This is a genomic window from Ruegeria sp. BE10, assembly GCF_056538905.1.
Genome location: NZ_JBQFTX010000003.1, coordinates 105,390 through 130,555 on the forward strand (window position 1 = coordinate 105,390; position 25,166 = coordinate 130,555).

Here is a 25,166-nt window from a genome sequence, read left to right on the forward strand (position 1 = left end):
CAAACGGTTCTTGGAAAGACTAGAGCAGTTTTGCAGGCAGGCTAGCCCAGAACCGAAAAACTGCTTTCTTCGTTGATCGGACGTTTACGCGAGTAGAACCCAACATCGATCATCCGCTTGATATAGGGCAGTTCGAACTGCAGTGGCTGCGCATCGTGATCCGCCCCACCCTCGCAATAGTCGATCAGGGCCGTCATCATCTTTCCTGCGATCGGCGCGTTTTTGTACTGGTTTCCACTGGTGCCGCAGGCCATGTAAAACCCCGGCAGGCTGGATTTGTCATAGATCGGAATCCAATCGGTCGACGCATCATACAGATCAACCACCCCACGGGTTTTGGACGGGATGCCAAGGCTGGGCACCCGCTGGGCATAGCGCATCGCCTGTGTGGTCCACTGGTCGGTGAAGTCGTGATTGTAGTGCACGTCATCCTCGCACCACTGATGCGGATCGCATTCGGGATCTTCTGAACCCACGAGGATATGATTGCCATGTTCAGGGCGGCAGTAACACGCGATATCGCTGTCCGACACAATAGTACCGTCATTTTCGAAATCGAATCCCTCGGGCGCGGGGACGTGAACCACTTCCTGTCGCAGAGGGCGGGTTTCGATGGTCATGTCATCCAATACGCCAGCCATCTTGTTGATAATCGCTGATCCCGGTCCAGCGACATTTACCACGACCTTGGCGCGGATTTCCTCGCCCGAGGCCAGTTTGACCCCGGTCACGCGACCACCTTCCGTCAGAATTTCGACCACCTCGGCCCCGGTGCGCACTTCTGACCCATGCTGTTTGGCGGCATCCATCAGGTTCTGCGCCGACAAGGCCGGATCGGTAACATATCCAGCCTGCGGCCAGAACACGCCGCCCTGCATCTTGCGCCCGTTCGGTTGGCCAAATTCCGGGTTCTCCATGCGTTTAGGCGGGGTGAAGCTGTCCAATGAATAAACCGGCAGACGCTCCGTGATTTTTTCAGGCGACCAATCTTCGAACGGGCAATCCAGATCCGCACTGTTTTTCATGTGCTTTTCCAGCATCCCGTTGGCTTCGGTCTTCATCACCAGACATCCGGTTTCACGAAACTGCGCCAGATTGGCATCTGCTGGCAGGCCCAGATATTCGGCCCAGTCGCGCCAATAGTGATAGCCTTCCCACGCAAAGGCCGTGCCATCAAAGGTCGAATAATGCATCCGAATGATCGCGCAGGACCCGGCGGTCGAGCCGTGACCGACCTGAGCATTGCGGTCCAACGACAGAGTTTTCCACCCGGCCTTGGCCATCTCGAACGCGATGGCCGCGCCGATGACACCCGTGCCAATGATAATTGCGTCTGGTTGACTCATTCTGTTGCTCCCTCCCAATAGCGCTTTGAATAGGCGCTGAATTCTTCGACTTCTTCGGGCCTGGGTTCGACCCCGGTGAAGACGTAAAGGTAATGCGACACCAGCGACAGCCGCGTTTCCATCGGCTCGTTCAACTGCGCCAGATCGTACCCGATTTGCATGTAGTACAACACGCGCGCGCGGGTTTCGGCCTCGATCTCGGGATACCCATACCGCGCAAACATGGCGTGCAACGCCTCAAGCCGCCGCGCGTCCGATTGATCCAGGGCTCGTCGCACCTTGCCCGACTTACGCGCCCAGTCACGTACGGCGAAATCCAACGCAGTGTCGAAAAGACCCGTGTTCACTACGCAGCGATGTACATTGCAGACGGCGGCGGTGATGGTTTCGGCGGGTGCTTCGGCCTGCGCAACCAGCGCCGCTGTATTGGTTGCCTGCCAGCGGGCTAGCAGTGCGTCCAGCAATTCCTGCCGGGACTTGAAATACCAATAGAAAGATGATCGCGACACGGCCATCCGCTCGGCCAGGTTCAGAACCTTGATCTGGTCCACCCCGTCCGAGATCAGCACATCCATCGCCACGTTCAGCCAATCGTCGCGCGTGACCTTGATGTTGCCGACCAGCGGTTCGGCCTTAGGATCGTCCCTATGCAGGATCGGTTTTGTATTCATTCAACTCTCCGGCGGTGCGCCGCCCTCAGCCGTACGGCGTGCGATGAAGTCCTGCAAGGCACCCAACCTGTCGCTGTCCCCGGCAGGGGCTTTGAAATCGTTCAGGATGGTCTTCCAAACGTCCGTTGCACGGTGATTGGCGTCGATTGATCCGCGCTCGGTCCAGGTGCCGAAATTGGCATAGTCATGCACATGGGGCTCGTAGAATTCGGTATTGTAGCGCTCCATCGTCTGGCTGGAGGCAAAGAAATGCCCGCTGGGTTCAACCTCACGCAGGGCGGTGTCATAACCGATCTCGGCCGTGCCCGCTTGTGCGCCAGCACACAGCTCGGCCACCATGTTCAGCACTTCGGCATCACAGATCATCTTTTCGAACGAGACCGTCAATCCACCCTCAAGCCACCCGGCCGAATGGATGATCACCGTGGCCCCGGCCATCAGACACCCCCAAAGGCCAAACTGATTTTCATTCGCGGCCTGAACGTCGTTTACATTCGAAGCCGACCCGGCGGCGGACCGCCACGGAAGGCCCAGGTGCCGCGCCAACTGCCCCGCCGCCAGAGACGCCTGGAAATGCGAAGGCGTCCCAAACGCTGGAGCCCCCGATTTCATGTCCACGTTGCTGGTGAAGGTCCCATAACACACCGGCGCGCCGGGATTGGTTAGTTGGGTCAGGGTAACCGCTGCCAAAGCCTCGGCATGAGACAGCGTAATCGCCCCGGCCACAGTAATGGGTGCCATCGCCCCCATTAGCGTGAACGGCGTGACAATCGACATCTGACCGTGGCGGGCAAAGTCGATTAGACCTTGCGCCATGGGGATATCCAACGTCCGCGGACTGTTGGTATTGATGATCGTATAGCTGTGCGGGGTGGCGCGGAATTCATCGTCCGGCAGGCCACGCGCTGTGGTCAGCATCTCAAAACAATCCATCACCTGCGGCGTTCCGCGAGAGTAGAAGAACGGGAACTTGTCAGTCAGCTCCATCTGCGCCTGCGTGGTGAAATAGTGGCGCAGGTGGGTCGGCACGTCCTGTGGTTCGACCTGCGGCGAAATCATCTGGAACACATCAAAGTGGTGCGTAAGTTTCAAAAAATCCAGATAGTCCTGCCCCGTCGCGGGGCGACGACCCTTTTCCAGATCGGTGGCATTCGGAGCCCCTGCCCCTGGTTGAAACACAAGACTGCCCAGTTCCAGCGTGAAATCACGACGGCGCGCGCCAGCACGGCAATTGATGGACTTGGGGGCTGACGTTATGGCGGCCTCAACGATCTCTCGACCGATGAAGACCATTTCACTGTCTTCCTCTACCCGTGCGCCTGCCTTGTCGAATATTCGGCGCGCCTCAGGCAGCAGAACCTTAATCCCCAGCTCCTGAAGCGTCCGCAGGGCGGTTTCGTGCATATCGGCGATCTGATCCGCCGGGAACACCTCCATCACCGGGAACGGGTTCCGCAGCTGGCGGTAATTTACATCGCGGCTTGGCACAGGCACGGCGTCTGCACCGCGTCCACGACGCCGCCTGCCGCGCTCGGATGTTTGCGAGATCACCATCAGCCCCTCATCGCCTTACCGTTCGGATCGTATGGGGACGTTGCGATCACACACGCGGGGCGTTCAACACCAACCACATGAACCGTCAACTCGGTACCCGGTTCGGCCTTGTTACGTTCGACCAGAGCCATAGCCAGAGATTTTCCGGTACAGTGCCCATAGCCGCCCGAAGTTACGAAACCCACTCGGTCTTCGCCCGACCAGATCGGCTCGTACCCGCTGGCGTCAGCGTCCAGCGCGTCTATTTCCAGCGTTACTTGCACTTGCGCCGGGCCGTTTCCGTCACGCTCGGCCAATGCGGCGTCTTTGCCGACGAAATCCTTATCCCAGTCGATCCAGCGATCCATTCCTGTCATCCCCGGCGTGTAGGCCTGGGTGAACTCCGCCGACCAGATACCAAAGCTTTTTTCCAGCCGCGTCGACAGCATCGCGTTGAAGCCGCATTCGCGAATACCTTCGTCCGCCCCGGCCTCAAGCAGCATCCGGCGCAGCGCAATATGATCGCCATAACGGCAGTTGATCTCATAGCCTTTTTCGCCTGTCACCGACATACGCGCGACGCGGGCGCGAACGAGGCCGATATCAAATTCATCGCAGCCCATGAACCCAAGACCCGAGATATCCTGTTCCGCCAGTTTCTCGACCACTGCCTGCGATTTCGGCCCTACCACAGCGAAACCACAATACTCTTCACCCAGATCACGGATATTGACGCCGTCGATCATGTGATCGTCGAACCAGCGCATGTGCCAGGCGCGCAGATAATAGCTGCCCATAATCCACCAGGTGTCGTCGCCCCAGTTAAGAACGGTCAGATCCCCTTTGAGCCGCCCGTCCTCGCCCAGCATCGGGGCCAATTTGGCACGGCCCGGCGCGGGGAGTTTCGATGCCATAACCTTATCGAGCCAAACCTCAGCATTGGGGCCGCTGACCTCGAACCGCGAAAAGCCTGAGATATCCAACAGGCCGACGCCTTCGCGGATCACCTTGCATTCCTCGGCCACGATGTCGTGAGCGTTTGAGCGTTTGAGCGTCGGTGTTTCCTCAAACCCTTTCGGCGCGAAATACAGCGGCACTTCCAGATCCCAGCTAACACCCCACTTGCAGCCGGCCTCTGTCATTGCGTCATGGGCGGGCGCCATCTTCAGCGGACGGCCCGCGGGCAGTTGCTCATTCGGGTAGGTCATTACGAAACGGCGGGAATAGAACTGCCCGGTGGTTTCGCGGATATAACGTTTGTTCTGCGCGAAATCACCATACCGCGCCACGTCCATCGGCCATGCATCCGCCTCAGGCTCGCCATGGATCATCCACTCGGCCAATGTTTTGCCAACGCCGCCGCCCTGCAAGAACCCAGCCATCACCGCGCAGGCCGACCAATAACCGCGCTTGCCCGGGACTGGACCGACCAGCGGGTTACCATCTGGCGAGAAAGTAAACGCCCCGTTTACCCATGTCTTGATCCCCACGTTCTGAATCGAGGGGTATCGCTCAAAGCCCAGCGTCAGTTCGTTTTCAATCCGATCCAGCTGTTCTTGGAACAGCTCTTCGCCGTAATTCCACGGTGCGCCGTCCATGGCCCAGTGTTCATGATCAACCTCGTAGATACCAACAAGGACGCCCTTCTGATCCTGCCGCATATAGGTGAAGCCTTCGAGGTCGACGGTCATCGGCATCTCGAAATCCGCCTGCGCCACTTCGGGCACCGTGTCGGTAATCAGATAGTGGTGTTTCAGCGGCGAGACCGGCAGTTCGATGCCAGCCATGCGGCCCACCTGTTTGGCCCAAAGCCCAGCCGCATTGACCACATGTTCGCAAGTGATCGTGCCCTTGTCGGTCACCACCTGCCAACCATCCGCGGTTTGGATCAGCTCCTCAACCTTGGTTTCCTCGTAATACTCGGCACCACGTTTTCTGGCCGCCGTTGCATAAGCCTGCACCGTGCCGGTCGTGTCGATATAGCCCTCGCGGTCCGCCCACATAGCACCCAGCACGCCGTCGGTGGACATGATCGGGCAACGGCGCTGCGCCTCTTCCGGAGACAGCAACTCGCAATCCTCAATGCCGATAGACTGAAAAATACGGTAGTTCGCCTGTAGCCACTCCCACCGTTCGGGCGTTCCAGCCAACGTCAGGCCACCGGTCATGTGCATACCGATATTCTGACCCGATTCCTTTTCAATCTCACTAAGCAGATCGATGGTATACGCCTGTAGCGAGGCCATATTTGGGTCAGCGTTCAACGCATGAACCCCTCCGGCAGCGTGCCAGGAAGATCCCGATGCCAACCGCCGCCGTTCCAGCATCACCACATCCGACCAGCCGAACTTGGCCAGGTGATACAGAACCGAGGCGCCCACAACGCCGCCCCCGATAACCACAACACGGTACTGAGATTTCATCCTGCCCTCCCAACATGGCTTGGGCAGAACGCTAGACCCACTGTTCACTTCTGTCTAGACATTTCTGTACAGTCCTAATCGCACCAGATTGTTGGGCGAATTTCTCTGGTTTAAAGCTGCGCGCTGGGCCGTGTGCTGACCTTTTCGAACCAAGTCAGCGTTGCCGAATTTTCCTGCGGTATTCGCGTCTTGATCACTCGGGCAAAGTCAACAAAGACAAATGTTGAGATGTCAGCCAGCGTAAACTCAGACCCGGCGATATAGGGACTTTCCGCCAATCGCCATTCCAACAGATCGAAAAAATATCCAACCCGCGCGGCACCTCGTTGCGCCAGTTCAGGAATCTGAGCGTGATTCACCGGACCGGGAATCGCCCTGTCGGCAAAGGCGGGATGCGTGTTGCGTAAAGTTTCGCCAATGGGCGCCCCGCCTTGCTGTTCAACGATACTGTTCCACATCAAAACCAGCCCTTTTTCATCCGAGGTGCGCCCCATCAAAGGCGGCTCGGGAAATCGGGCCTCGAGATAGGCCGCGATGCCAAGGTTCTCGGTCAGTGCTGTGCCCTCATCCGTGATCAGCACAGGAAGGGTCGCGTTCGGGTTGATCGCTTTGAACGCATCGCTCAGCTGTTCGCCTTTGCCGATCGAGACCTCGCGGGTTTCGACCTCCAACCCTTTTTCCGCGATGAACATACGAGCCCGGCGTGGGTTCGGGGCGGTCTTGCAATCGTAGAACAGCATGGGATGCTCCTGTGTCTCAGCGGCGATAGACGAAGCACCGGCCCTGAACCGCACCGGGCGGCAAAGGCAATTCAGTCAGTTCGTCGAAATACATCCGATCACTGGAGACCATCAAACCACCTTCTGCGAGCAGAGGTTGGATCAACGGTGAAACAAATCTGGCAAAGGCGTCGTTCTTTTCTCGGTTATGCCCGCCAAGGTCCGCGTGGATCAGGCTTGCAGTGGCACCGAAACGCGTCAGCGCGGCGGGCAGCGTTTCGCGCACATCGCCCAGAATCACCCGATCCTCGGGGGGCGTTGAATCGGGGTGGGACGCCACCGCGCGTTCAAACACGTACACGGGGCGGTCTTTCACATATTGCGCCATGTGATGATAGGTCCGCCCATTGCCCAAACCCAATTCAAAGACCGGCCCCGCCATGCCACGCGATTCGGCAATGGCAAAATCCAGACAGGCGCGTTGCGACACCATGCGGTCAATGAACAGATCGAGTCGGCTTTGATCGTCGGGCACGGGGAAATCTCTCCTTGATATCAGTCGATTTGCCAGATGGGGTCGACATGGCCCGTGATCGCAAATCCTCAAGACTTTGTGTAGACAAATTGGTGTCAGTTTCACGTTTCCGCGACATTTCACCCCAAGAACGGGTTTGACTACCCCGCCCCAACCGCGCGAGACTACGTCAAAAAACACGGGGAGTTGATCAAGCCGATGCCGACCTACGGCCCAACGGGTGGAATACCCGCATGACAGCTTTGTTGTCTGTCCGCGATTTGAGCATCGGTTTTGGTGCGGGCAACCCCGTAGTCAAAGGCGTCAATTTTGACGTCGAGGCAGGGCAGACACTTGCGCTGGTCGGCGAATCCGGTTCTGGCAAGACTATCTCGTGCAGGGCAGCGCTGCGGATTTTGCCACGCACCGCGCAAATTCGCAGCGGGACAATCATTCTGAATGATTCCAAAGGCACAGAAGATCTGACCAAGATTAGCGAAAAGCAGATGCGCGGCATTCGCGGCAACCGCGTTTCGATGATCTTTCAGGAACCGATGCGATCCCTGTCGCCGCTGCACAAGATCGGCAATCAGGTCAGCGAGGTTCTCTGGCTGCACCGTGGCGCGTCCGAGGCGCAGGCCCGCAAAGAAGTTTTGACTCAGTTCGAGCGCGTTGGCTTTCCCGATCCCCAACGTGCATATGATTCTTACCCGTTTGAATTGTCGGGTGGCATGCGCCAACGCGCCATGATTGCGATGGCGATGGTGTCCAAGCCGGAATTGTTGATCGCGGACGAGCCGACAACCGCGCTTGACGTGACGACACAGGCGCAGGTTCTGGGCCTGATCAAGGAATTGCAGCGCGAAACCGGCATGGCACTGATCCTTGTCACCCATGATCTGGGCGTGGTCGCCAATATGGCAGAACAGGTCGTCGTCATGCACAAGGGCCGTGTGATGGAATCCGGGGCCGCCGCCCCGATCCTGACCTCACCCGCGCATCCTTACACGCAGCAATTGTTCAACGCCGCACCCGAGATTCCGGACGAAGACTCGGTTGGGATACCGATGCCCGACGAGGATCTGATCCTACAGATCAAGAACGTCTCAAAAACTTACACCTTGCGATCCAGCAAGGGTTGGAAGGGTGAACAACTGATCCATGCCTGCCGTGGCGTTGACATGAAGCTCGCACGCGGCAAGACGCTGGCCGTGGTCGGCGAAAGCGGCTCGGGCAAGACTACGGCCGCGCGCATTGCGTTGGGCGCCGAACTTCCCGATCCCGGCGGCGAGGTTCTGTTCCGCACCTCGCCAACCGAAGACCCGATTACCGTTCACCATATGACCCGTACCCAGCGCACTGCGTTTCAGCGTAAGGCGCAGATGGTGTTTCAAGACCCCTACAGCTCGCTCAGCCCGCGCATGCGCATTCAGGATGCGATGACCGAGCCGTTGGAGATTCACAAGATCGGCACCGCATCTGAACAGCGTGACAAAGCCGCCGAGATGCTGCTGCGGGTTGGGCTGAACGCCGACATGCTGAAACGCTATCCTCATGCCTTTTCTGGTGGTCAGCGACAGCGCCTGTCCATTGCCCGCGCCATGATGCTGGACCCGCAGCTGATCGTGTGCGACGAGCCTACATCGGCTTTGGATGTCTCGGTTCAGGAACAAATCCTGACACTGCTGGAAGATTTGCAGGACAGTCTGAACCTGTCCTACTTCTTTATCTCTCACGACCTTGCCGTTGTGGCGCGCATTGCCGACGAGGTTGCAGTGATGCGCCGCGGGCTGGTCGTTGAACAGGCCCCGCCCGAGACCCTTTTCTACAATCCCCGCCACCCGTACACCAAGGCGCTGATTGCCGCCCAGCCAGAACCTGACATCAACCGCCCAATCGACCTGAAATTGGTTGCTTTGGGCGCAGGTTCGCCGGACAGTTGGGATGACGCCTTCCGATTTACTGACTCCGTGATACCTTCGCTGGTAGAGATGGAACCCGGCCATAAGGTACGATGCCATGTTTAAGACCACTCGCCCCCTGCTTCTGGCTGCCACGCTGACGGCTGCGTGGATGCTGCCCGCCTCGGCGGAAACACCCGCCCCAAAGGAAAGCGGATTTTGGGAAAGTGAGGTGAGCGCGGGCAATCTGCCACCTGTTCAGGATCGCCTGCCCGATGAACCGCTGGTTGTCGATCTGGCGGCAAAGGGGCGTGAATTTGGAACACCAGGCGGCACTTTGCGCACCATGGTCACCCGGTCCAAGGACATCCGCCAGATGGTTGTCTATGGCTATGCCCGGCTGGTGGGTTTCAACGAGAATTACGAACTTGTACCCGACCTGCTCGAGTCCTACGAAAGCGAAGATAACCGCAAGTTTACTCTGAACCTGCGCGAGGGGCATAAATGGTCAGACGGATCGCCGTTTACATCCGAGGATTTCCGGTACTGGTGGGAAGATGTCGCAAATAACGAGCTGCTCAGCCCGTCCGGCCCGCCCGATTTTCTGATCGTCGAAGGCAAAACGCCAACGGTAAGCTACCCCGACGAAACCACGGTTGTTTTCGAATGGGAGGACCCGAACCCGGATTTCCTGCAATCACTGGCACAGGCGCGTCCGCCCTTCATTTACCGACCGGCCGCATTTCTGAAGCCGTATCACGAGAAATATGCAGATCCCGAAGAAATGGCCGCGCTGGTCGAAGACAACCGGGTCAAAAGCTGGGCGGCACTGCACAACAAGCTTGATAACCTTTATAAATTCGACAACCACGAACTACCCACACTTCAGCCATGGCTGAATGCCAGCTCAGGCAAGAAAATCCGGCATAATTTTGTACGTAACCCCTATTACCACCGCATCGACAGCAACGGTGTGCAATTGCCCTATATCGACGTGGTCGAGATGGAGATTGTCGCCCCCGGTCTGGTCGCAGCAAAAACCAACGCTGGTGAAACCGACCTGCAGGGGCGTGGGCTGGCGTTCCGCGATGCGTCGATCCTGAAAAAGGGCGAAGAAGTCGGGAACTACAAGACACGGCTGTGGAAAACCGGTGTCGCGTCGCAGATCGCAATCTATCCGAATCTGAACTTTGCTGATGACGGTTGGCGCGACGTTCTGCGCGATGTCCGCGTGCGCCGTGCCCTGTCACTAGCCATCGACCGCAAGACGATCAATCAGGCGCTGTATTTCAAATTGGCCCAACCCGGCGCGATGTCGGTGCTGCCTGCGTCACCATTCTATGATGAGGAAAATGCTCAGGCCTGGGCGCAATATGACATCGAAATGGCCAATGCCCTGCTGGATGAGGCCGGATTGACCGAGCGGGACAAGAACGGCATCCGCATGCTACCCGATGGCCGCCCGATGGAGCTGATCATCGAAACCGCCGGTGAACGGCAAGAGGTCGAGAACGCGCTGCAGATCGTCACCGACACTTGGCGCGAGATTGGCGTCGCTCTGGTCATGCGACCGCTGGATAGGGACATCTTGCGCAACCGCGTTTTTGCTGGAAACACAATGGCTTCGGTCTGGTTTGGCTGGGATGACGGTATTCCGCAGGCCCACACCTCGCCCGCTTATCTGGCTCCGACTGATCAGGTCTTTCTGGCCTGGCCCAAATGGGGTCAATTTTATCAAACCGGCGGCGACGCAGGCGAAGCCCCCGACATGCCCGAGGCAGAACGCCTGATGCAATTGGCCCATGATTGGGAGGTCGCCACCAACGACGACGATCGCAAGGCAATCTGGACCGAGATGTTGAACATTCATGCCGAACAGCTATTTGCCATCGGCATTCTGAACGGCGCACCGCAGCCTGTGGTGGTGTCGAACCGCCTGCGCAACGTGCCCGAACAGGCCATGTGGGCATGGGAGCCCGGCGCCCATTTCGGCATTCACCGGCCGGACGAATTCTTCTTCGCCGACTGATCAGGAGCAGCTAAATGGTCATGCTGCGCTATGCGGTGTATCGCTTTTTCACGATGCTGCTGACTCTGTTGGTGGTGTCGGTGCTGATCTTCGTGATCATCAACCTTCCGCCTGGAGATTACCTGAGCAATCAGATCGCCGAATTGCAGGCTTCCGGCCAGTCTGCCGGCGTGGCCAAGGCAGAATTTCTGCGTGCGGAATATGCGCTGGACCGGCCCGTCTGGGAACAATATCTGATCTGGATGGGATTCTGGCCCGGCCCGCACGGGTTCGAGGGGCTTCTGCAAGGCAACTATGGTTGGTCCTTCGAATTCGACCGCCCCGTGGCCGAGATTGTAGGCGATACCCTGTGGTTGACCGTAGTGGTCAACCTGGCCGCCATCCTGTTCGTCTACGCCGTCGCGCTGCCGCTTGGTGTCCTTGCTGCTGCCAAGTCCCGGACGTGGATCGACTATACGTCGGCTTTTGTGGGGTATCTGGGTCTTGCCACGCCGAACTTTCTGCTTGCGCTGATCCTGTTCTATTACGGCCACCGTTACTTCAACCTACCCATCGGCGGCTTGATGGACCCATCCTTTGAAGGCCAGCCGATGAGCTGGGACAAGTTGAAGTCCATTCTTGTCCACCTGATCGTCCCGACCTTTGTGATCGGCACCTCGGGGGCTTCGGCCATGATGCAACGCTTGCGTGCCAACATGCTGGACGAGTTGGGGAAACCCTATGTGGAAACCGCAATCGCCAAAGGGATGGCCCCGTCGCGGATGCTGGCGAAATACCCGCTGCGCGTGGCGTTCAACCCCTTCGTGGCGGATATCGGCAACCTGCTACCCTCGATGGTGTCCGGCTCGGTGTTGGTCTCGGTTGTTCTTGGCCTGCAAACCATCGGCCCGACCCTTCTGACGGCACTGAAAACGCAGGATCAGTTCCTGTCCGCCTTTATTCTGATGTTCGTGGCCCTGCTGACCCTCATCGGCACCATGATATCTGACATTCTGCTGGTCATGCTTGACCCGCGCATCCGGTACGAGGGGCGTGAAGCATGACCCAACATCCCGATGGTCGCTATGTCGACGACGCCCCCTATGACCCGGACGCCGCCCTGCAACAGCTTGAGCGTGCCGATCTGGACGCGCCAAACTGGGTGCTGGTTTGGCGCAAGTTCAAAACTCACAAGCTGGGCTTGATCTCGGGCATTTTCCTGCTGCTGTGTTATCTGATGCTGCCTTTCGCAGGGTTCATCGCGCCTTATGGTCCGAATGAACGCAACGGAGAGCATCTTTATGCGCCGCCGCAAAGCGTCAACTGGTTCTATGAGGGCAAATTCATCGGCCCCCATGTCTTTCCCATCGTTGCCGAGGCTGATCTGGAAACCTTCCAATGGAAATTCGTACCCGACCTCGAAGATCCGCGCCCGATCAAGTTTTTCTGTGAAGGTTCGGAATACAAACTGGCTGGCCTGATCAAATCCGACACTCACCTGTTCTGCGCGCCCGAAGGGGCGACGCTGTTCCTGTGGGGGTCGGACCGTCTGGGCCGGGATGTGTTCAGTCGCATTCTCTACGGCGCGCAGCTGTCGCTGACCGTAGGTTTGATCGGCATCTCGGTGTCTTTCACCCTTGGAATTATCTTCGGTTCGATGGCCGGCTATTTCGGCGGCAAGATCGACTGGGTGATCAACCGGGTCATTGAAATCCTGCGCTCTTTGCCTGAACTACCCTTGTGGCTGGCCCTGTCCGCCGCGGTGCCTTCGAATTGGAGCCCGGTGGCGGTGTTTTTTATCATCTCGATCATCCTCGGCATCCTCGATTGGCCCGGTCTGGCCCGATCCGTGCGCGCCAAATTCCTGTCGCTGCGCGAAGAGGAATACGTGCGCGCCGCCGAGATGATGGGCGCAAGCTCGGGCCGCGTGATCCGCAAACACCTGCTGCCCAACTTCATGTCCCACCTGATCGCATCGGCCACCTTGTCGATCCCGGCGATGATCCTTGGAGAAACGGCGCTCAGCTTCCTTGGCCTTGGGCTGCGCGCTCCTGCCGTCAGCTGGGGGGTGATGCTGAATGACGCGCAGAACCTGGCCTCGATCGAGATCTATCCGTGGACGGCAATTCCAATGCTGCCAATCATTGTCGTTGTACTGGCGTTCAACTTCCTGGGCGACGGATTGCGCGACAGTCTGGACCCGTACCAGCAATGAGCCTGATTTCCGCCCTCCCCGCCGCAGACAGCTACAAGTCGACCGGAAAGGGCGCATGGCCCAGCGCTTTCGCGGTTTCCGAACTGGCAACCGCCAGTTTCGCTGCCGTTGGTCAAGAGTTGGCGCGCCTGATCACAGCAATGAACCTTGCCCCCACAACGCCTGAGATATCGGTCAATCATCGTTTGGCTTCGCTGTGGTACGGGTCTTCGTTCAAACCAGGCGGGTGGGAGATGCCCAGCCTCTGGGACCCAATCGCCGGGGATTATCAGGCGTCGGATGGCTGGATCAGGCTGCACACCAATCTGCCCTCCCACCGGGCAGCGGCGCTGAAGGTGCTGGAGGCGCAAGCCAACCGGGACGCAGTTGCACAGGCTGTGAAAGACTGGTCCATCGCCGATTTGGAAACCTCGGTTGTGGCCGAGGGCGGCGCGGCCGCCGCGATGCGCGGTCGGACCGAATGGCTGGAACACCCGCAAGGGCGAGCGGTGTCGCGCGATCCGCTGATCGGATGGCACAGCCCGCGGCATATCACGCCGCGCGACCGTCCCGAGGCAACGGCTCGACGTCCGCTGGCAGGCTTGCGCGTTCTGGACCTGACGCGTGTTCTGGCCGGACCGGTCTCGACTCGCACGCTTGCGGGGTTCGGTGCCGAAGTTCTGCGCATCGACCCGCCTGGATGGGATGAGCCGGGTGTCATTCCGGGTATTTCACTGGGCAAACACTGCGCCTATCTAGATCTGAAATCGCCAACCGGTCTGAAGAAGCTGGAAAACCTGCTGGCTCAAGCAGATGTCTTCATTCATGGCTACCGCCCGGGTGCGCTGGATGCGCTTGGACTGACCAAGATAAAACGTGATGAACTGGCTCCCAACCGAATTGAGGTCACTCTGAACGCTTATGGCTGGCAGGGGCCGTGGTCCAACAGACGTGGTTTTGACAGCCTCGTACAGATGAGCGCTGGCATCGCAGACGCGGGTCGCGCTTGGGCCAAGGCCGAAAAACCCACCCCTCTGCCGGTTCAGGCGCTGGATCACGCGACAGGCTATCTGATGGCTGCAACGGTCCTGTCGGCACTGACCGAAGCCGCGTCCGCAAATTCTATCATGCTGGCGCAGCTGTCCCTGGCCCGCACAGCGGAACTACTGGCTGCGTTGGCGAAATCCGAGCAGGACGAAGAGATTACAACCCCCACAACATCCGATTACGCACAAGAGGTTGAAGCATCCGGCTGGGGCCCCGGGCGTCGCCTGAAACCGGCTTTGTCCGTTGGCCAGGCCCATATGTCATGGCCTCTGCCAGCCGCGAAGCTGGGCACATCCCAACCCATCTGGCCTTCGCTGACCACCTGAGCCAACCGCTGCGCGGTACGCGCGGCCCGGCCCAACACTTTGGGGGGCGTCTCGTCAGAGACGCATCCCAAGGGGGCGGGAGCCTTCCCTAGCGATCATCCCCGCCGGGGCCGATATCGTCCAGATAATCCTCATCAATCGCCGCCTGCACCGCGCCGGTCACGGCTTCACGCTGCTTCGGCGTCAGATCCTCGGGTTCTTTGCCTTCGGCCAGCCGCACGGTGACTTCGCGATGAGCAAACTTGATCCCTTCGCGTGCGAATAGCTCGCGGATATCTTGATAGACTCTCTTGCGCACCAGCCACTGGTCACCGGGCTTGGTCATGAACTTGACCCGGATGATCATCGCGGAATCCTGCATCTCAATCACGCCCTGCGATTTCAAGGGCTGGATAAAGTTGTCGCCGATCACAGGGTCGCTCAGCAATTGCTGACCCAGCTTCTTGATCAGCTTGCGCACCTTTTCAACATCGGTGTCATAGGTCACACGTAACGGCAATTTCATGATCACCCAATCGCGGGAATAGTTGGTCAGCACCTTGATCTCACCAAAGGGAATAGTGTTCAGCGCGCCCAGATGGTGACGCAGCTGGAATGACCGAACCGAGATTTTTTCGACCGTCCCCTTCACATCCCCGATGTCGATGTATTCTCCTTTACGAAAGGCATCATCCATCAGGAAGAACGCCCCCGAAAAGATATCGCGCACCAGCGTTTGCGAGCCGAACCCAACAGCCAGACCCACCACACCAGCACCGGCAAACAGCGGGCTGACATTAATCCCCAACTCCATCAACACAATCAAAACGATGGTGACGACAACAACGGCCAGGATCGCACCACGGAACAAGGGCAGCAACGTCGCTAGGCGGCTTTGCCCGCCTTCGCCGCCTTCATCGCCCAACTCGGCCTCTTCGCCGCCATCATCGGTTTCTTCAGCAATTTTCGAGTCGATCCAGATGCGGAAGAAGTGGAAGAGAATATAGCCTATGAACAGGATGACCATCACATCCAGCGCACGCTCGACCGGCAGGTCCTCGCTCCAGCTGGCTTCGGGGTTCCAGATCACCACCAACGCATAAAGCCCGACCACAAAGGCCAAAATCCCTGCCACGCGACGGGCCAAATCCTCATATGTCAGGATCGAATGTTGGCGCAGTTCCGCCTCGGGTGTCTCGACGGCTTCGTCATCCTCTTCCGTGGCCGCCGCATTCATGTCTTCCATTTGGCGGTTACGGTCAAAGTAACGCTCCAGCAGGTAATTCATTCCGCCGTAGGCCACGACCACAGACATGAAAATCAAATAGCTGCTGGCCACGATCGGCAGAGAATTCTCATTCTCAAGCACCAGATCCACCGCCAGCTTGAACCAGCTGAATACGATATAGACAACCAGCACAGGCGCCCACGCGAATGAGATGAACCGCAAAATCCACGACACTTGGTCCGGTGCGCGTCCGCCGCGAATGGCATTCGAAATGGCGCGCGCATTGAACATGATCATCAACAAATTGCCCAACGCGCCCAACATGGTCAGGCCACCATAGACCAAGGCATAGACATTGTAGTTTAACCCAAAATCCGCCACCCAGGTGGCGAACAACACAACTGAGATGTCGTAGGTCGCCAGCGCCGACGCCCAGAAATACAGCCGCTTTGCGTCCCGATCCGAGAAGGGCGGCAAGCGGTATTGGCTCAGATAAGGGGACAGAACCATCCGCCACAGGTCGGATATCGTGCGCGACAGGAAAAACGCCGTAAAGATCGCCGTGACCGTAAACTGAATCGAGATATCTTCGGCTTCACCAAAGAACAGGTACCCCACGATCAGCGCCATCAGCATCGCAAAGATCGTGCCCCCGATCCCCATGAAAAACCGGAACACCAAAAACGGCATTTTCTCCCGATAGCCCTGCGGGTTTTCCTTGGACCGTGCCACAACCAGATTTTTGGCCATGCGCTTGCCGTAAATCTCGGTGGACAGCCAGCGCCCCAGCAGCAGAAACAGAATGTTCCACGCCAGAACCTCGACATAGGTCTGAATGCGGCCATCCGGGCTGGTCTGCCGCAGGACGTACTGAACTTCGAAAATAGAATAGGGCAAAGCCTCTAGGCGCGATTCCATGGACTCGCGGAACTTTGAGAACCTTTCCTGCGCTTTCATCAACTGCGATCCGTCGCCCATCGGCCCGTGCGCGTCCTCGGCCGAGGCATCAGCACCTGGCTGACCGCCTGAAGACACAATCTGCCCCGCGCTGTCGATGACAATTACGCTGGCGCCGGCCTCGGTTGCCGCCTTGATCGCGGCAGCCAGATCACCATCGGCCCCAGTTTCGGCCTCAGGCCCTGAGGTATATCCGGGGATCAAAGGGACTTGCGCCGATGCCTCTGTGACGAAGGCCGCCGCAAACGCCCACAGGATCAGAGCCATTCCAGCAATTAGTCTGAGTTTCATCAATTTTTCTGTCCAAGTCGTATGTTGCATCGCAGGTTACAGAAGCGCCTGAGCGTATTCAAATATTCAGCGTTTCACGGCTCAAGTTCGTGTCATTTCGTGTTTCGGCTGCAATGCAGGCGACAAGAGTGTTTGCAACCTTGAAAAAACTGAATATGACCGACCCTGTAGTATGAGTGGAATGGCAAGATCAACGCCGGGTGTAACGGGGAAAAACGCCCCAATACCATCTGTACTTTGGCTGTTGCCATTTCGCCATGTTTGACGAATTTGCACAATCTCGGCACCCCCTTTGGCAAGCGGCGTCAAAGAATATACGGTAACGGAGTTAAACGCGCGGATTTGCACCCAGGGACACGACAGGCGAAGGCATGAGCCTAGGAATACAAAACAACATCACCGGCCGTGCGCCGCGCATACTGTTCTACAGCCACGATACATTTGGATTGGGGCATCTGCGCCGGTCGCGCGCCCTTGCCGCAGCTATCACGCAAGCCAACCCGCAAGCGTCAGCCCTGATCCTGACCGGGTCACCCGTGGCAGGTCGGTTCACCTTTCCGCGCCGGGTCGACCACGTGCGCCTGCCAGGTGTGACCAAACGTGCCGATGGCTCTTATGCAGCGCGCACCATTGGCATGGGGATCGAAGAGGTAACCGAACTGCGCGCAGGTCTGATCCAGACTGCCGTCCAGCAATTCGACCCCGATATGCTGATCGTCGACAAGGAACCCACCGGTTTTCGTGGGGAGTTGCTGCCGACACTGGAACATCTGTTGCATTCCCAACGCACCAAGCTGGTTCTTGGCCTGCGCGACGTGCTGGACGAACCCGAAGTTCTGGCCGCCGAGTGGGAGCGGAAAGAGGCCCTTGCCGCGACCGAGCGCTTCTATCACGAAATCTGGGTTTACGGTCTGCGCTCGATCTATGATCCGACCAAAGGGCTGCCGCTTAGCCACGCGGCGCAATCGCGCACGCATTGGACCGGTTACCTGCGGCGGGATCTTGGCCCTGTAGGCGAGCCACCTGAACAACCCTACATCCTGATCACGCCAGGTGGCGGTGGCGACGGTAAGGCGATGGTGAACCAGGTTCTCTCCGCTTACGAAAAAGACCCTACCCTGTCGCCGCGTGCAGTGCTGGTTTACGGCCCCTTTCTTTCCGGTGAGTTGCGTGAAGAATTCGAGACCCGCGTTGCCGCGTTGAATGGCCGGGTGACCGCCGTGGGGTTCGAATCCCAGATCGAAACGCTTTTTGCGGGGGCCGCCGGGGTGGTCTGTATGGGCGGTTACAATACTTTCTGCGAAGTTCTGTCCTTTGACAAACGTGCCGTCATCGTGCCTCGCACGACGCCACGACTAGAACAGTGGATTCGCGCCTCGCGCGCGGAAGGGCTGGGCCTTGTGCGGATGCTGGACGAAAACCGCGACGGGCTGACAGCGGATGCGATGATCGAGGCGATCCGCGAACTGCCGCACCAACCCCTGCCATCGCAGACCATTCAGGACGGGCTGCTGGACGGGTTGGATTATGTCATCGACCGCGTTGACGCGTTGCTAGGCCAGGAACAGGAACGGGCCATCGGATGACCACAGCCCAGCCGAAACTGGCGGTGCTGGTCAAAGGGTGGCCGCGCCTGTCCGAGACGTTCATTGCCCAGGAACTTGTCGCCCTGCAAGAGGCCGGGCACAGCTTTGACATCTGGTCTTTGCGCCATCCGACCGACGTAAAACGGCACCCGCTGCACGACCGTTTTCAGGGTCAGGTGCATTACCTGCCAGAATACCTTTACGAAGAACCACAGCGTGTCTGGGCTGCGCGACAGACTGCGCAAGCCCTGCCGGGCTATTCCGAGGCCTACCGGGTCTGGCGCGCCGATCTGCGCCGTGATCCGACCCACAACCGCATACGGCGCTTTGGTCAGGCCTGCGTTCTGGCCGCCGAATTACCCGACGCGACACAAGTGATGTACGCGCATTTCATGCACACCCCATCCTCGGTCGCGCGCTACGCCGCCATTATGCGCGGCCTGCCGTGGAGTTTTTCGGCCCACGCTAAAGATATCTGGACCTCGCCCGAGTGGGAAAAGGTCGAAAAACTGCGGGCCGACACTCATGGAGCGGCATTTGGTGCGACATGCACGGCCATCGGGGCCGACCATCTACGCAGTTTGGCCGACGATCCCGCGCGGGTTGACCTGATCTATCACGGGCTGGATCTGAACCGTTTTCCTTCTCCGCCAAACCGCACACCGCGCGCGCCGGACGGGCCATTTCACATGCTCTCGGTCGGTCGTCTAGTCGAGAAAAAGGGCTTTGACCGGTTGATCGACGCGTTTGCCATGCTGCCAGAAACGCTGGACTGGCACTGGACGCACATTGGCGGCGGAACACTTGGCAATGCCTTGCGTGATCGGGCCGACGCCGCTGGCCTGTCGCAACGGATAACGTGGCAAGGCGCTTGTGATCAACCCGAAGTGATCGAAGCAATGCGCAGCGCAGACTTGTTTGTGCTTCCCAGCCGGATCGCCAGTGACGGAGACCGCGACGGGCTACCCAATGTTTTGATGGAGGCCGCATCACAGCTTTTGCCGATCCTGTCGACGCCGGTATCGGCCATCCCCGAGTTTATTGAAACCAGCACCCACGGCGTCTTGTCCGACGATGATCCTGCCGCATTGGCCAGCGCCATCATCCATCTGGCCGCCGATCCGCAGCAAACTGCTTTGATGGCAAGTGCCGCCTATGATCGTTTGATCGCCGATTTCCGCATGGACCCCGGCATTGCCCGCCTGTCCAAACGACTGCGCGCATTGGGTTCGGACATAGGCTGATGGCACGAGTGGCCTTTTACTCCCCAATGAAAGCGCCGGACAGCTTGGTGCCGTCAGGGGATCGCGAAATGGCCCGCAACCTGATGCACGCGATCGCCGCGCAAGAGGATACGGTCGAACTGGCCTCGCGGCTGCGCATCTACGACAAAGCCGGGGACGCGCAGGTGCAGGCCGCATTGCGCGCCGAAGCTGACGCCGAGGTGCAACGTCTGCTCGCCGATCTTCCCGCGGACACCGCGCTTTGGGTGACCTATCACAACTATTACAAGGCCCCCGATCTGCTGGGCCCGCGTGTCTGCAAGGCGCGCAACATTCCCTACGTTCAGTTGGAAAGCACCCGCGCAACCAGCCGCCTGACAGGTCCCTGGGCCGGGTTTGCAAAAGCTGCACATGACGCCTGTGATGCGGCGCAGGTGATTTTCTACCACACCTCCAATGACCTGATCACTCTGGAACGGGAACGGTACGGGGATCAAAGCCTTGTGGAACTGCCCCCGTTCCTGCCCCGGTCGGATTTGCCGCCCGCCTCGGGCTGTGAGGGGCCAATGCTGACCGTGGGCATGATGCGGCACGGTGACAAGCTGGCTTCTTACACTCTTCTAGCGCAGGCTCTGGCCTTATTGGACGGCGACTGGTCCTTGGATATTGCGGGTGATGGCCCAGCACGTCCCGAAGTCGAGGTGCTGATGGCGCCGTTCGGATCAAAGATCCGGTTTCTGGGGCAATGTGACCGCGACGCTTTGCAGAAGCTGTACGGTGCGGCCTCGGTACTGTTGTGGCCGGGAGTGAACGAGGCCTATGGCATGATCTATCTTGAGGCGCAGGCCAGCGGTGTGCCTGTTGTAGCGCAGGACCGGCCCGGCGTGCGGGATGTGCTGTCCCCGTCGGACTATCCTTCGGTCGACGCTGGCCCCGAAGGATTGGCTGCACGGCTGCGCACCTTGCTGGATGACCTTTCTTCCCGCCTGTCGCTGGGGGCCAACGCCCGCGCGCGCGTGGCCGAACGTCACCTGATGCCTGCAGCAACCGACCGGTTCTGGCAGGCAACGCGACCTTTGATGGAGGTTCGGTTATGACCCGGCTAGCACTGCTTCGGCACGGTCACACCCATTGGAACCGCGCGGGCCGCATTCAAGGGCGCAGTGATATACCGTTAGACGAAGATGCGCGGGCAGAGCTATCCGCTATGCAACTGCCCGCGCCATGGAAGGACGCGGACCTCTGGTCCAGCCCCCTGCTGCGGGCCAGCGAAACCGCCCGTCTGGTCGCGGGACGCGAGCCGCAGACTTCGGACGCGCTGACCGAGATGAACTGGGGTGATTGGGAAGGGTTACACGGGGTCGACCTGATTGCCGACCCAGACAGCGGATACCGCCATATCGAAGACTGGAGTTGGGATTTTCGTCCGCCAAACGGTGAAAACCCAGCTGAGGTCTGGTCGCGTCTGCAGCCCTGGCTGGACGCTTTGTCAGACGACACGGTTGCCGTCTGCCACATCGGTATTATGCGGGTCATTCTGGCGCGGGCCTGGGGATGGGATTTCAATGGCCCCGCCCCCTTTAAAATCAAACGCAACCGCATGTATATCGTCGATATGCCGACACTACGTCCCCAGCCCGAACCCGTCCGCCTGATCAGACCAGAGGCATCACAATGAAGGTGATGATTGTTGTCACGCACTTGTTGGGCACCGGGCATCTGAGCCGGGCGCTGACTTTGGGCCGGGCTTTCGTACGGGCCGGGCACGAGACCTTTGTTGTCTCGGGTGGAATGCCGGCACCACAGCTAGACAGCGCGGGCATGACCCTGTTGGGGCTTCCACCGCTGCGTTCGGACGGCACGGATTTCACCCGGCTTTTGACCCAAAGCGACGAAGTGGCCGATGCCGCCTATCTGACATCGCGCGAAACCGCATTGGTCGCAGCCGTGCAGAATTTCGCACCTGATGTGCTGATCACCGAGCTTTTTCCCTTTGGTCGCAGGTCACTGGCGGCAGAGTTCAATGCCGCATTGGAGGCCGCCTGGAACTTACCGCGACGGCCGGTCGTTCTGGGCTCGATCCGCGATATTCTAGCCCCGCCATCGAAGGCATCAAAGGCGGAACGCACGGAAGAGATCGTGTGCCGGTATTACGACGGTATCCTCGTCCATTCAGATCAAAGCGTTGTTCCGCTGGAGGTGAGCTGGCCGGTGACCGATCGATTGCGCCCGCGGTTGTTCTATACCGGTTTTGTTGCGCCCGAGGCGCCTGTGCCGCATCCTGACGCGGTGGGCGATGGCGAAATACTGGTCAGCGCCGGTGGCGGATCTGTGGGCCAGCCGATCTTTCGCGCGGCCATCGAGGCCGCCCAAAAGATGCCCAACAGGCGCTGGCGCCTGTTGGTGGGCGGGCAGGACGCAAGGGCACGTATTGATCAACTGTCACAACTCGTGGTCGATGCCCAAGTGACGCTGGAACCGGTGCGCCCGGACTTCCGGCAAATGCTGCCCCACGCGGCGGCTTCGGTCAGTATGTGCGGCTACAACACGGCGCTGGATATTTTGCAATCAGGAACGCCTGCGGTTTTTATCCCGTTCGACGACGGCAAAGAGGTTGAGCAGGGGTTGCGTGGTCAGAGCCTCTCGGACCTGTCGGCCATCGATGTGTTGCCTAGCAAATCCCTTAATGGGGATTCATTAGCGCGGGCCGTTGCGTCGGTCATGGCAGATGGCCCACGCCCGGTTTCAGCGCAGGGCTTTGACGGGGCCGCAAGATCGGTCGAGATTGCCGTGAACTTGCGGGAGCAAACAAGATGATGGACTGGCGCCCTTTGGAGGCGGAGTTGGACATCTGGCAGGCGCAGGGCTTGTCGCTGCCGCTGTGGTGGCGGGATGATGACGCCATATCAAGGACACCGCAGCTTGAAAGGCTGTCAGAGCTGTCACGGTCGCTTGGCCTGTCGGTTCATCTGGCGATCATTCCTCGTGATGCCGATGCCGGGCTGGGCGATTACGTCACGCAGCAGCCGTGGCTGACTCCTGTGGTGCATGGCTGGGCTCATCAAAACCACGCACCGCCTGACGAGAAGAAATCCGAATTCCGGTTGCACCGCCCGCTTGAGGCCATAATCGTCGACGCGCAATCCGGGCTGGAGCGCCTGCGTACTTTGTTCGGAGACAGGCTGTGTCCGATGTTTGTACCGCCCTGGAACCGCATCGCGCCCGAGGTGGTGCAGGAATTACCTGATCTTGGGTATCGCATCGTCTCGACAGCGACACCGCGCAAGACACGGGAACCTGTCCCAAGGCTGGAGCAGATCAACACCCATCTGGACCCGATTGACTGGCGCGGAACGCGCGGGTTGGTGGCAGCGGACAAGTTGATCATTCAGACAACAGACCTTTTACGCGACCGGCGTGAAAGACGCGCCGACATTACCGAACCTTTTGGCGTCTTGACCCACCATCTGGTCCATGATCAGGAGATCTGGACCTTTACCCAAGAGCTGCTGAGCCGACTTCTGGACGGCCCCGGTTTTGCCTGGGCAGGCCCCACAATACCAACCGGAGAACCCGAATGAGCCGACTGGATTCCATGCTACGCCGCCTGACCGCGCAACGCGACGGGTTGAATTGGGCGGTCGCCCAGATCAGCGACATGGACGGAGATGTTCTGGACATGGGGCTGGGCAACGGTCGCACCTATGACCATTTGCGGGAAATTCTGCCGGACCGGCGGATATGGGTCATGGACCGGGTGCTGCAATGCCATCCGTCCAGCACCCCTCCGGCCGAGGACTTTCTGCAGGGCGAAGCGGAGCCCATGCTTGAAAAGCTTGGTATCGACGGGCCAAAGATCGCGCTGGCCCATTATGATTTTGGACGTGGCATCAAAGAAGACGATGTTGCCGAAGCAGCGCGTCTTAGCCCGCTAATTGCGCGGGTAATGCGGCCCGGCGGGTTGCTGATATCGGGGCAACCTCTAACCGGGTTCGAAGAGATCAAAGGTCCGGATACCATCGCGCCGGACCGGTATCTGTTCTACCGCGCCTGATCAAGCCACGCGCCGTCCACGAGACCACACCCCGTTCAGCGCCGGGGCGCCATGGTGAAGACAGAATCGGATGATATCTGCGCGCGCGCCGCTGCGCAGTTCTCCGCGGTCGTCCAAACCAACAACCTGTGCTGGCGTCCGCGTCACCGTTCGCAGGCCACGGGCCATATTGCCCCATATCTCCCCCAGACGTGTAGCCGACAACAGCAACGCGGCGGGAACATAATCTGAGGAGAGAATGTCGAGATGGCCCAGATCGGCGAGTTCCTGAGCGGCCACATTGCCGGAATGCGACCCGCCCCGGATCAGATTAGGCGCCCCCATCATCACCTTTATCCCGTGTTCGCTGCAGGCGCGTGCGGCCTCGACGGTGGTGGGAAACTCGGCCAGCCGGATGCCGTGTCCTGCCGAGACCCGCACCTGTTCCGGTGTGGTGTCATCATGGCTGGCCAGCATGGCCCCAAACCGCTTGGCGGCCTTGACGGTTTCGACCTCGTGCTTGTCTCCGTTGCGCTTTCGCATTGCCTTGAGGTCCGCGACATGGCGCTGAAACCCTTCGCCCTCCAACCCCAGCTTTCCTTTCAGGTAAATCTCAAGTTTCGACATATCTTGAAACTGACGTTGGCCAGGTGTGTGATCCATCAACGAAACCAGCCCAACCCTATCTTCGGGGCCGAACTCGTTTAACTCCTCGACCAGGGTCTCCGAACACACCTCGGCCCGAAGATGCAGAAAATGGCTGATCTTCAACACGTCTTGTTCCCGTAGTTGCCACAGTTCACGAGACAGTTCGCGGGCGTATCGTCGGTAACGCTGGCCGCTGGGGATTGACCCGACGCGTATCGCATCGAAGACAGTGGTGATCCCGGTGCTGGCCAGCTCGGCATCATGGGCCAAGATGGCCGCCGCATGCGGCCAGTCGACCTTGGGGCGCGGTTGGATATGGCGTTCCAGATTGTCGGTGTGCAGCTCGACCAGACCGGGGCTGACATAGTCACCTTCGCAATCAATCGCGCCCTGGGGAACCGTGCGGCCGGTGGCGATCTCGGCAATCGATTCACCTACGATACGGACGCTGCCGGTGATCGTCTCATCGGCAAGAACAAGCGTGGCATTGGCAAGGATCATTTCTTCTGTCATCTGAACTTCACACGGTCTGAACAAGT

20 protein-coding genes are annotated in these 25,166 nt (G+C 59.1%); 12 read left to right on the forward strand and 8 right to left on the reverse strand.

Features of this window, described 5'->3' with window-relative positions:
- Positions 1-41 precede the first annotated feature (41 nt).
- From ACR0M2_RS08625 to ACR0M2_RS08650, 6 genes are all read right to left on the reverse strand, one after another.
- Entirely contained in the window at positions 42-1,346 is a 1,305-nt protein-coding gene (locus ACR0M2_RS08625) for an NAD(P)/FAD-dependent oxidoreductase (RefSeq protein WP_480704629.1), read from the reverse strand.
- A complete protein-coding gene (locus ACR0M2_RS08630) occupies positions 1,343-2,017 on the reverse strand; it encodes a TetR/AcrR family transcriptional regulator (RefSeq protein WP_170378925.1) in 675 nt (224 codons plus the stop codon). Before ACR0M2_RS08630 ends, ACR0M2_RS08625 begins: the two co-directional genes overlap by 4 nt.
- Positions 2,018-3,571, reverse strand: coding sequence for a trimethylamine methyltransferase family protein (locus ACR0M2_RS08635; protein WP_480704631.1), 1,554 nt, complete (start codon positions 3,569-3,571; stop codon positions 2,018-2,020).
- Complete coding sequence (locus ACR0M2_RS08640) at positions 3,571-5,973, reverse strand: GcvT family protein (RefSeq protein WP_480704633.1); 2,403 nt, start codon at positions 5,971-5,973, stop codon at positions 3,571-3,573. The genes ACR0M2_RS08635 and ACR0M2_RS08640 overlap by 1 nt, the downstream gene beginning before the upstream one ends.
- 110 nt (positions 5,974-6,083) lie before the next feature.
- Positions 6,084-6,713 (reverse strand): glutathione S-transferase family protein, encoded by a 630-nt coding sequence (locus ACR0M2_RS08645; RefSeq protein WP_480704635.1) that lies wholly within the window; start codon positions 6,711-6,713, stop codon positions 6,084-6,086.
- A 16-nt stretch (positions 6,714-6,729) separates the two neighbouring features.
- Entirely contained in the window at positions 6,730-7,185 is a 456-nt protein-coding gene (locus ACR0M2_RS08650; RefSeq protein WP_254428615.1) for a class I SAM-dependent methyltransferase, read from the reverse strand.
- Between the two features lie 275 nt (positions 7,186-7,460).
- Here ACR0M2_RS08650 and ACR0M2_RS08655 point away from each other — a divergent pair, with 275 nt between their 5' ends.
- From ACR0M2_RS08655 to ACR0M2_RS08675, 5 genes are read left to right on the forward strand one after another with little or no spacing between them, the layout of a single operon-like run.
- Positions 7,461-9,233 carry an ABC transporter ATP-binding protein gene (locus ACR0M2_RS08655; RefSeq protein ID WP_480704637.1) on the forward strand — a complete coding sequence of 591 codons (1,773 nt, stop codon included), beginning with the start codon at positions 7,461-7,463 and terminating at the stop codon, positions 9,231-9,233.
- A complete protein-coding gene (locus ACR0M2_RS08660) occupies positions 9,226-11,136 on the forward strand; it encodes an ABC transporter substrate-binding protein (RefSeq protein WP_480704639.1) in 1,911 nt (636 codons plus the stop codon). The genes ACR0M2_RS08655 and ACR0M2_RS08660 overlap by 8 nt, the downstream gene beginning before the upstream one ends.
- Before the next feature lie 14 nt (positions 11,137-11,150).
- A complete protein-coding gene (locus ACR0M2_RS08665) occupies positions 11,151-12,179 on the forward strand; it encodes an ABC transporter permease (protein WP_170351800.1) in 1,029 nt (342 codons plus the stop codon).
- Positions 12,176-13,330 carry an ABC transporter permease gene (locus ACR0M2_RS08670; protein ID WP_170362473.1) on the forward strand — a complete coding sequence of 385 codons (1,155 nt, stop codon included), beginning with the start codon at positions 12,176-12,178 and terminating at the stop codon, positions 13,328-13,330. Before ACR0M2_RS08665 ends, ACR0M2_RS08670 begins: the two co-directional genes overlap by 4 nt.
- On the forward strand, positions 13,327-14,682 hold the full coding sequence (locus ACR0M2_RS08675; protein WP_480704641.1) for a CoA transferase: 1,356 nt from the start codon (positions 13,327-13,329) through the stop codon (positions 14,680-14,682). The genes ACR0M2_RS08670 and ACR0M2_RS08675 overlap by 4 nt, the downstream gene beginning before the upstream one ends.
- 88 nt (positions 14,683-14,770) lie before the next feature.
- On the opposite strand, the gene ACR0M2_RS08680 is transcribed toward ACR0M2_RS08675, so the two are convergent.
- A complete protein-coding gene (locus ACR0M2_RS08680; protein WP_480704643.1) occupies positions 14,771-17,137 on the reverse strand; it encodes a mechanosensitive ion channel domain-containing protein in 2,367 nt (788 codons plus the stop codon).
- 371 nt (positions 17,138-17,508) lie between these two features.
- On the opposite strand from ACR0M2_RS08680, the gene ACR0M2_RS08685 reads away from it, so the two are divergent.
- From ACR0M2_RS08685 to ACR0M2_RS08715, 7 genes are read left to right on the forward strand one after another with little or no spacing between them, the layout of a single operon-like run.
- Positions 17,509-18,723, forward strand: coding sequence for a glycosyltransferase family protein (locus ACR0M2_RS08685; RefSeq protein ID WP_480704645.1), 1,215 nt, complete (start codon positions 17,509-17,511; stop codon positions 18,721-18,723).
- Positions 18,720-19,967, forward strand: coding sequence for a glycosyltransferase family 4 protein (locus ACR0M2_RS08690; RefSeq protein ID WP_480704647.1), 1,248 nt, complete (start codon positions 18,720-18,722; stop codon positions 19,965-19,967). The genes ACR0M2_RS08685 and ACR0M2_RS08690 overlap by 4 nt, the downstream gene beginning before the upstream one ends.
- On the forward strand, positions 19,967-21,043 hold the full coding sequence (locus ACR0M2_RS08695) for a glycosyltransferase family 4 protein (protein ID WP_480704649.1): 1,077 nt from the start codon (positions 19,967-19,969) through the stop codon (positions 21,041-21,043). The genes ACR0M2_RS08690 and ACR0M2_RS08695 overlap by 1 nt, the downstream gene beginning before the upstream one ends.
- Complete coding sequence (locus tag ACR0M2_RS08700; RefSeq protein WP_480704651.1) at positions 21,040-21,624, forward strand: histidine phosphatase family protein; 585 nt, start codon at positions 21,040-21,042, stop codon at positions 21,622-21,624. The genes ACR0M2_RS08695 and ACR0M2_RS08700 overlap by 4 nt, the downstream gene beginning before the upstream one ends.
- A complete protein-coding gene (locus ACR0M2_RS08705) occupies positions 21,621-22,763 on the forward strand; it encodes a glycosyltransferase family protein (protein ID WP_480704652.1) in 1,143 nt (380 codons plus the stop codon). Before ACR0M2_RS08700 ends, ACR0M2_RS08705 begins: the two co-directional genes overlap by 4 nt.
- Positions 22,760-23,527, forward strand: coding sequence for a polysaccharide deacetylase family protein (locus ACR0M2_RS08710; protein WP_480704654.1), 768 nt, complete (start codon positions 22,760-22,762; stop codon positions 23,525-23,527). Before ACR0M2_RS08705 ends, ACR0M2_RS08710 begins: the two co-directional genes overlap by 4 nt.
- Positions 23,524-24,000, forward strand: coding sequence for a class I SAM-dependent methyltransferase (locus ACR0M2_RS08715; protein WP_170362481.1), 477 nt, complete (start codon positions 23,524-23,526; stop codon positions 23,998-24,000). Before ACR0M2_RS08710 ends, ACR0M2_RS08715 begins: the two co-directional genes overlap by 4 nt.
- Here ACR0M2_RS08715 and ACR0M2_RS08720 read toward each other — a convergent pair whose 3' ends face one another.
- The gene (locus tag ACR0M2_RS08720; protein ID WP_480704657.1) at positions 24,001-25,140 is read right to left on the reverse strand and encodes an alpha-D-ribose 1-methylphosphonate 5-triphosphate diphosphatase; all 1,140 of its coding nucleotides are present in this window, start codon (positions 25,138-25,140) and stop codon (positions 24,001-24,003) included.
- Positions 25,141-25,166: the final 26 nt, after the last annotated feature.

What these genes read in the sequence shown, in the direction of transcription:
- ACR0M2_RS08700 (WP_480704651.1), top strand. Translation starts at nt 21,040, where the DNA reads ATGACCCGGCTAGCACTGCTTCGGCACGGTCACACCCATTGGAACCGC.
- ACR0M2_RS08690 (WP_480704647.1), top strand. Translation starts at nt 18,720, where the DNA reads ATGACCACAGCCCAGCCGAAACTGGCGGTGCTGGTCAAAGGGTGGCCG.
- ACR0M2_RS08695 (WP_480704649.1), top strand. Translation starts at nt 19,967, where the DNA reads ATGGCACGAGTGGCCTTTTACTCCCCAATGAAAGCGCCGGACAGCTTG.
- ACR0M2_RS08630 (WP_170378925.1), bottom strand. Translation starts at nt 2,017, where the DNA reads ATGAATACAAAACCGATCCTGCATAGGGACGATCCTAAGGCCGAACCG.
- ACR0M2_RS08640 (WP_480704633.1), bottom strand. Translation starts at nt 5,973, where the DNA reads ATGAAATCTCAGTACCGTGTTGTGGTTATCGGGGGCGGCGTTGTGGGC.
- ACR0M2_RS08645 (WP_480704635.1), bottom strand. Translation starts at nt 6,713, where the DNA reads ATGCTGTTCTACGATTGCAAGACCGCCCCGAACCCACGCCGGGCTCGT.
- ACR0M2_RS08650 (WP_254428615.1), bottom strand. Translation starts at nt 7,185, where the DNA reads ATGGTGTCGCAACGCGCCTGTCTGGATTTTGCCATTGCCGAATCGCGT.
- ACR0M2_RS08665 (WP_170351800.1), top strand. Translation starts at nt 11,151, where the DNA reads ATGGTCATGCTGCGCTATGCGGTGTATCGCTTTTTCACGATGCTGCTG.
- ACR0M2_RS08685 (WP_480704645.1), top strand. Translation starts at nt 17,509, where the DNA reads ATGAGCCTAGGAATACAAAACAACATCACCGGCCGTGCGCCGCGCATA.
- ACR0M2_RS08680 (WP_480704643.1), bottom strand. Translation starts at nt 17,137, where the DNA reads ATGAAACTCAGACTAATTGCTGGAATGGCTCTGATCCTGTGGGCGTTT.
- ACR0M2_RS08675 (WP_480704641.1), top strand. Translation starts at nt 13,327, where the DNA reads ATGAGCCTGATTTCCGCCCTCCCCGCCGCAGACAGCTACAAGTCGACC.
- ACR0M2_RS08625 (WP_480704629.1), bottom strand. Translation starts at nt 1,346, where the DNA reads ATGAGTCAACCAGACGCAATTATCATTGGCACGGGTGTCATCGGCGCG.
- ACR0M2_RS08715 (WP_170362481.1), top strand. Translation starts at nt 23,524, where the DNA reads ATGAGCCGACTGGATTCCATGCTACGCCGCCTGACCGCGCAACGCGAC.
- ACR0M2_RS08635 (WP_480704631.1), bottom strand. Translation starts at nt 3,571, where the DNA reads ATGGTGATCTCGCAAACATCCGAGCGCGGCAGGCGGCGTCGTGGACGC.
- ACR0M2_RS08655 (WP_480704637.1), top strand. Translation starts at nt 7,461, where the DNA reads ATGACAGCTTTGTTGTCTGTCCGCGATTTGAGCATCGGTTTTGGTGCG.
- ACR0M2_RS08670 (WP_170362473.1), top strand. Translation starts at nt 12,176, where the DNA reads ATGACCCAACATCCCGATGGTCGCTATGTCGACGACGCCCCCTATGAC.
- ACR0M2_RS08705 (WP_480704652.1), top strand. Translation starts at nt 21,621, where the DNA reads ATGAAGGTGATGATTGTTGTCACGCACTTGTTGGGCACCGGGCATCTG.
- ACR0M2_RS08710 (WP_480704654.1), top strand. Translation starts at nt 22,760, where the DNA reads ATGATGGACTGGCGCCCTTTGGAGGCGGAGTTGGACATCTGGCAGGCG.
- ACR0M2_RS08720 (WP_480704657.1), bottom strand. Translation starts at nt 25,140, where the DNA reads ATGACAGAAGAAATGATCCTTGCCAATGCCACGCTTGTTCTTGCCGAT.
- ACR0M2_RS08660 (WP_480704639.1), top strand. Translation starts at nt 9,226, where the DNA reads ATGTTTAAGACCACTCGCCCCCTGCTTCTGGCTGCCACGCTGACGGCT.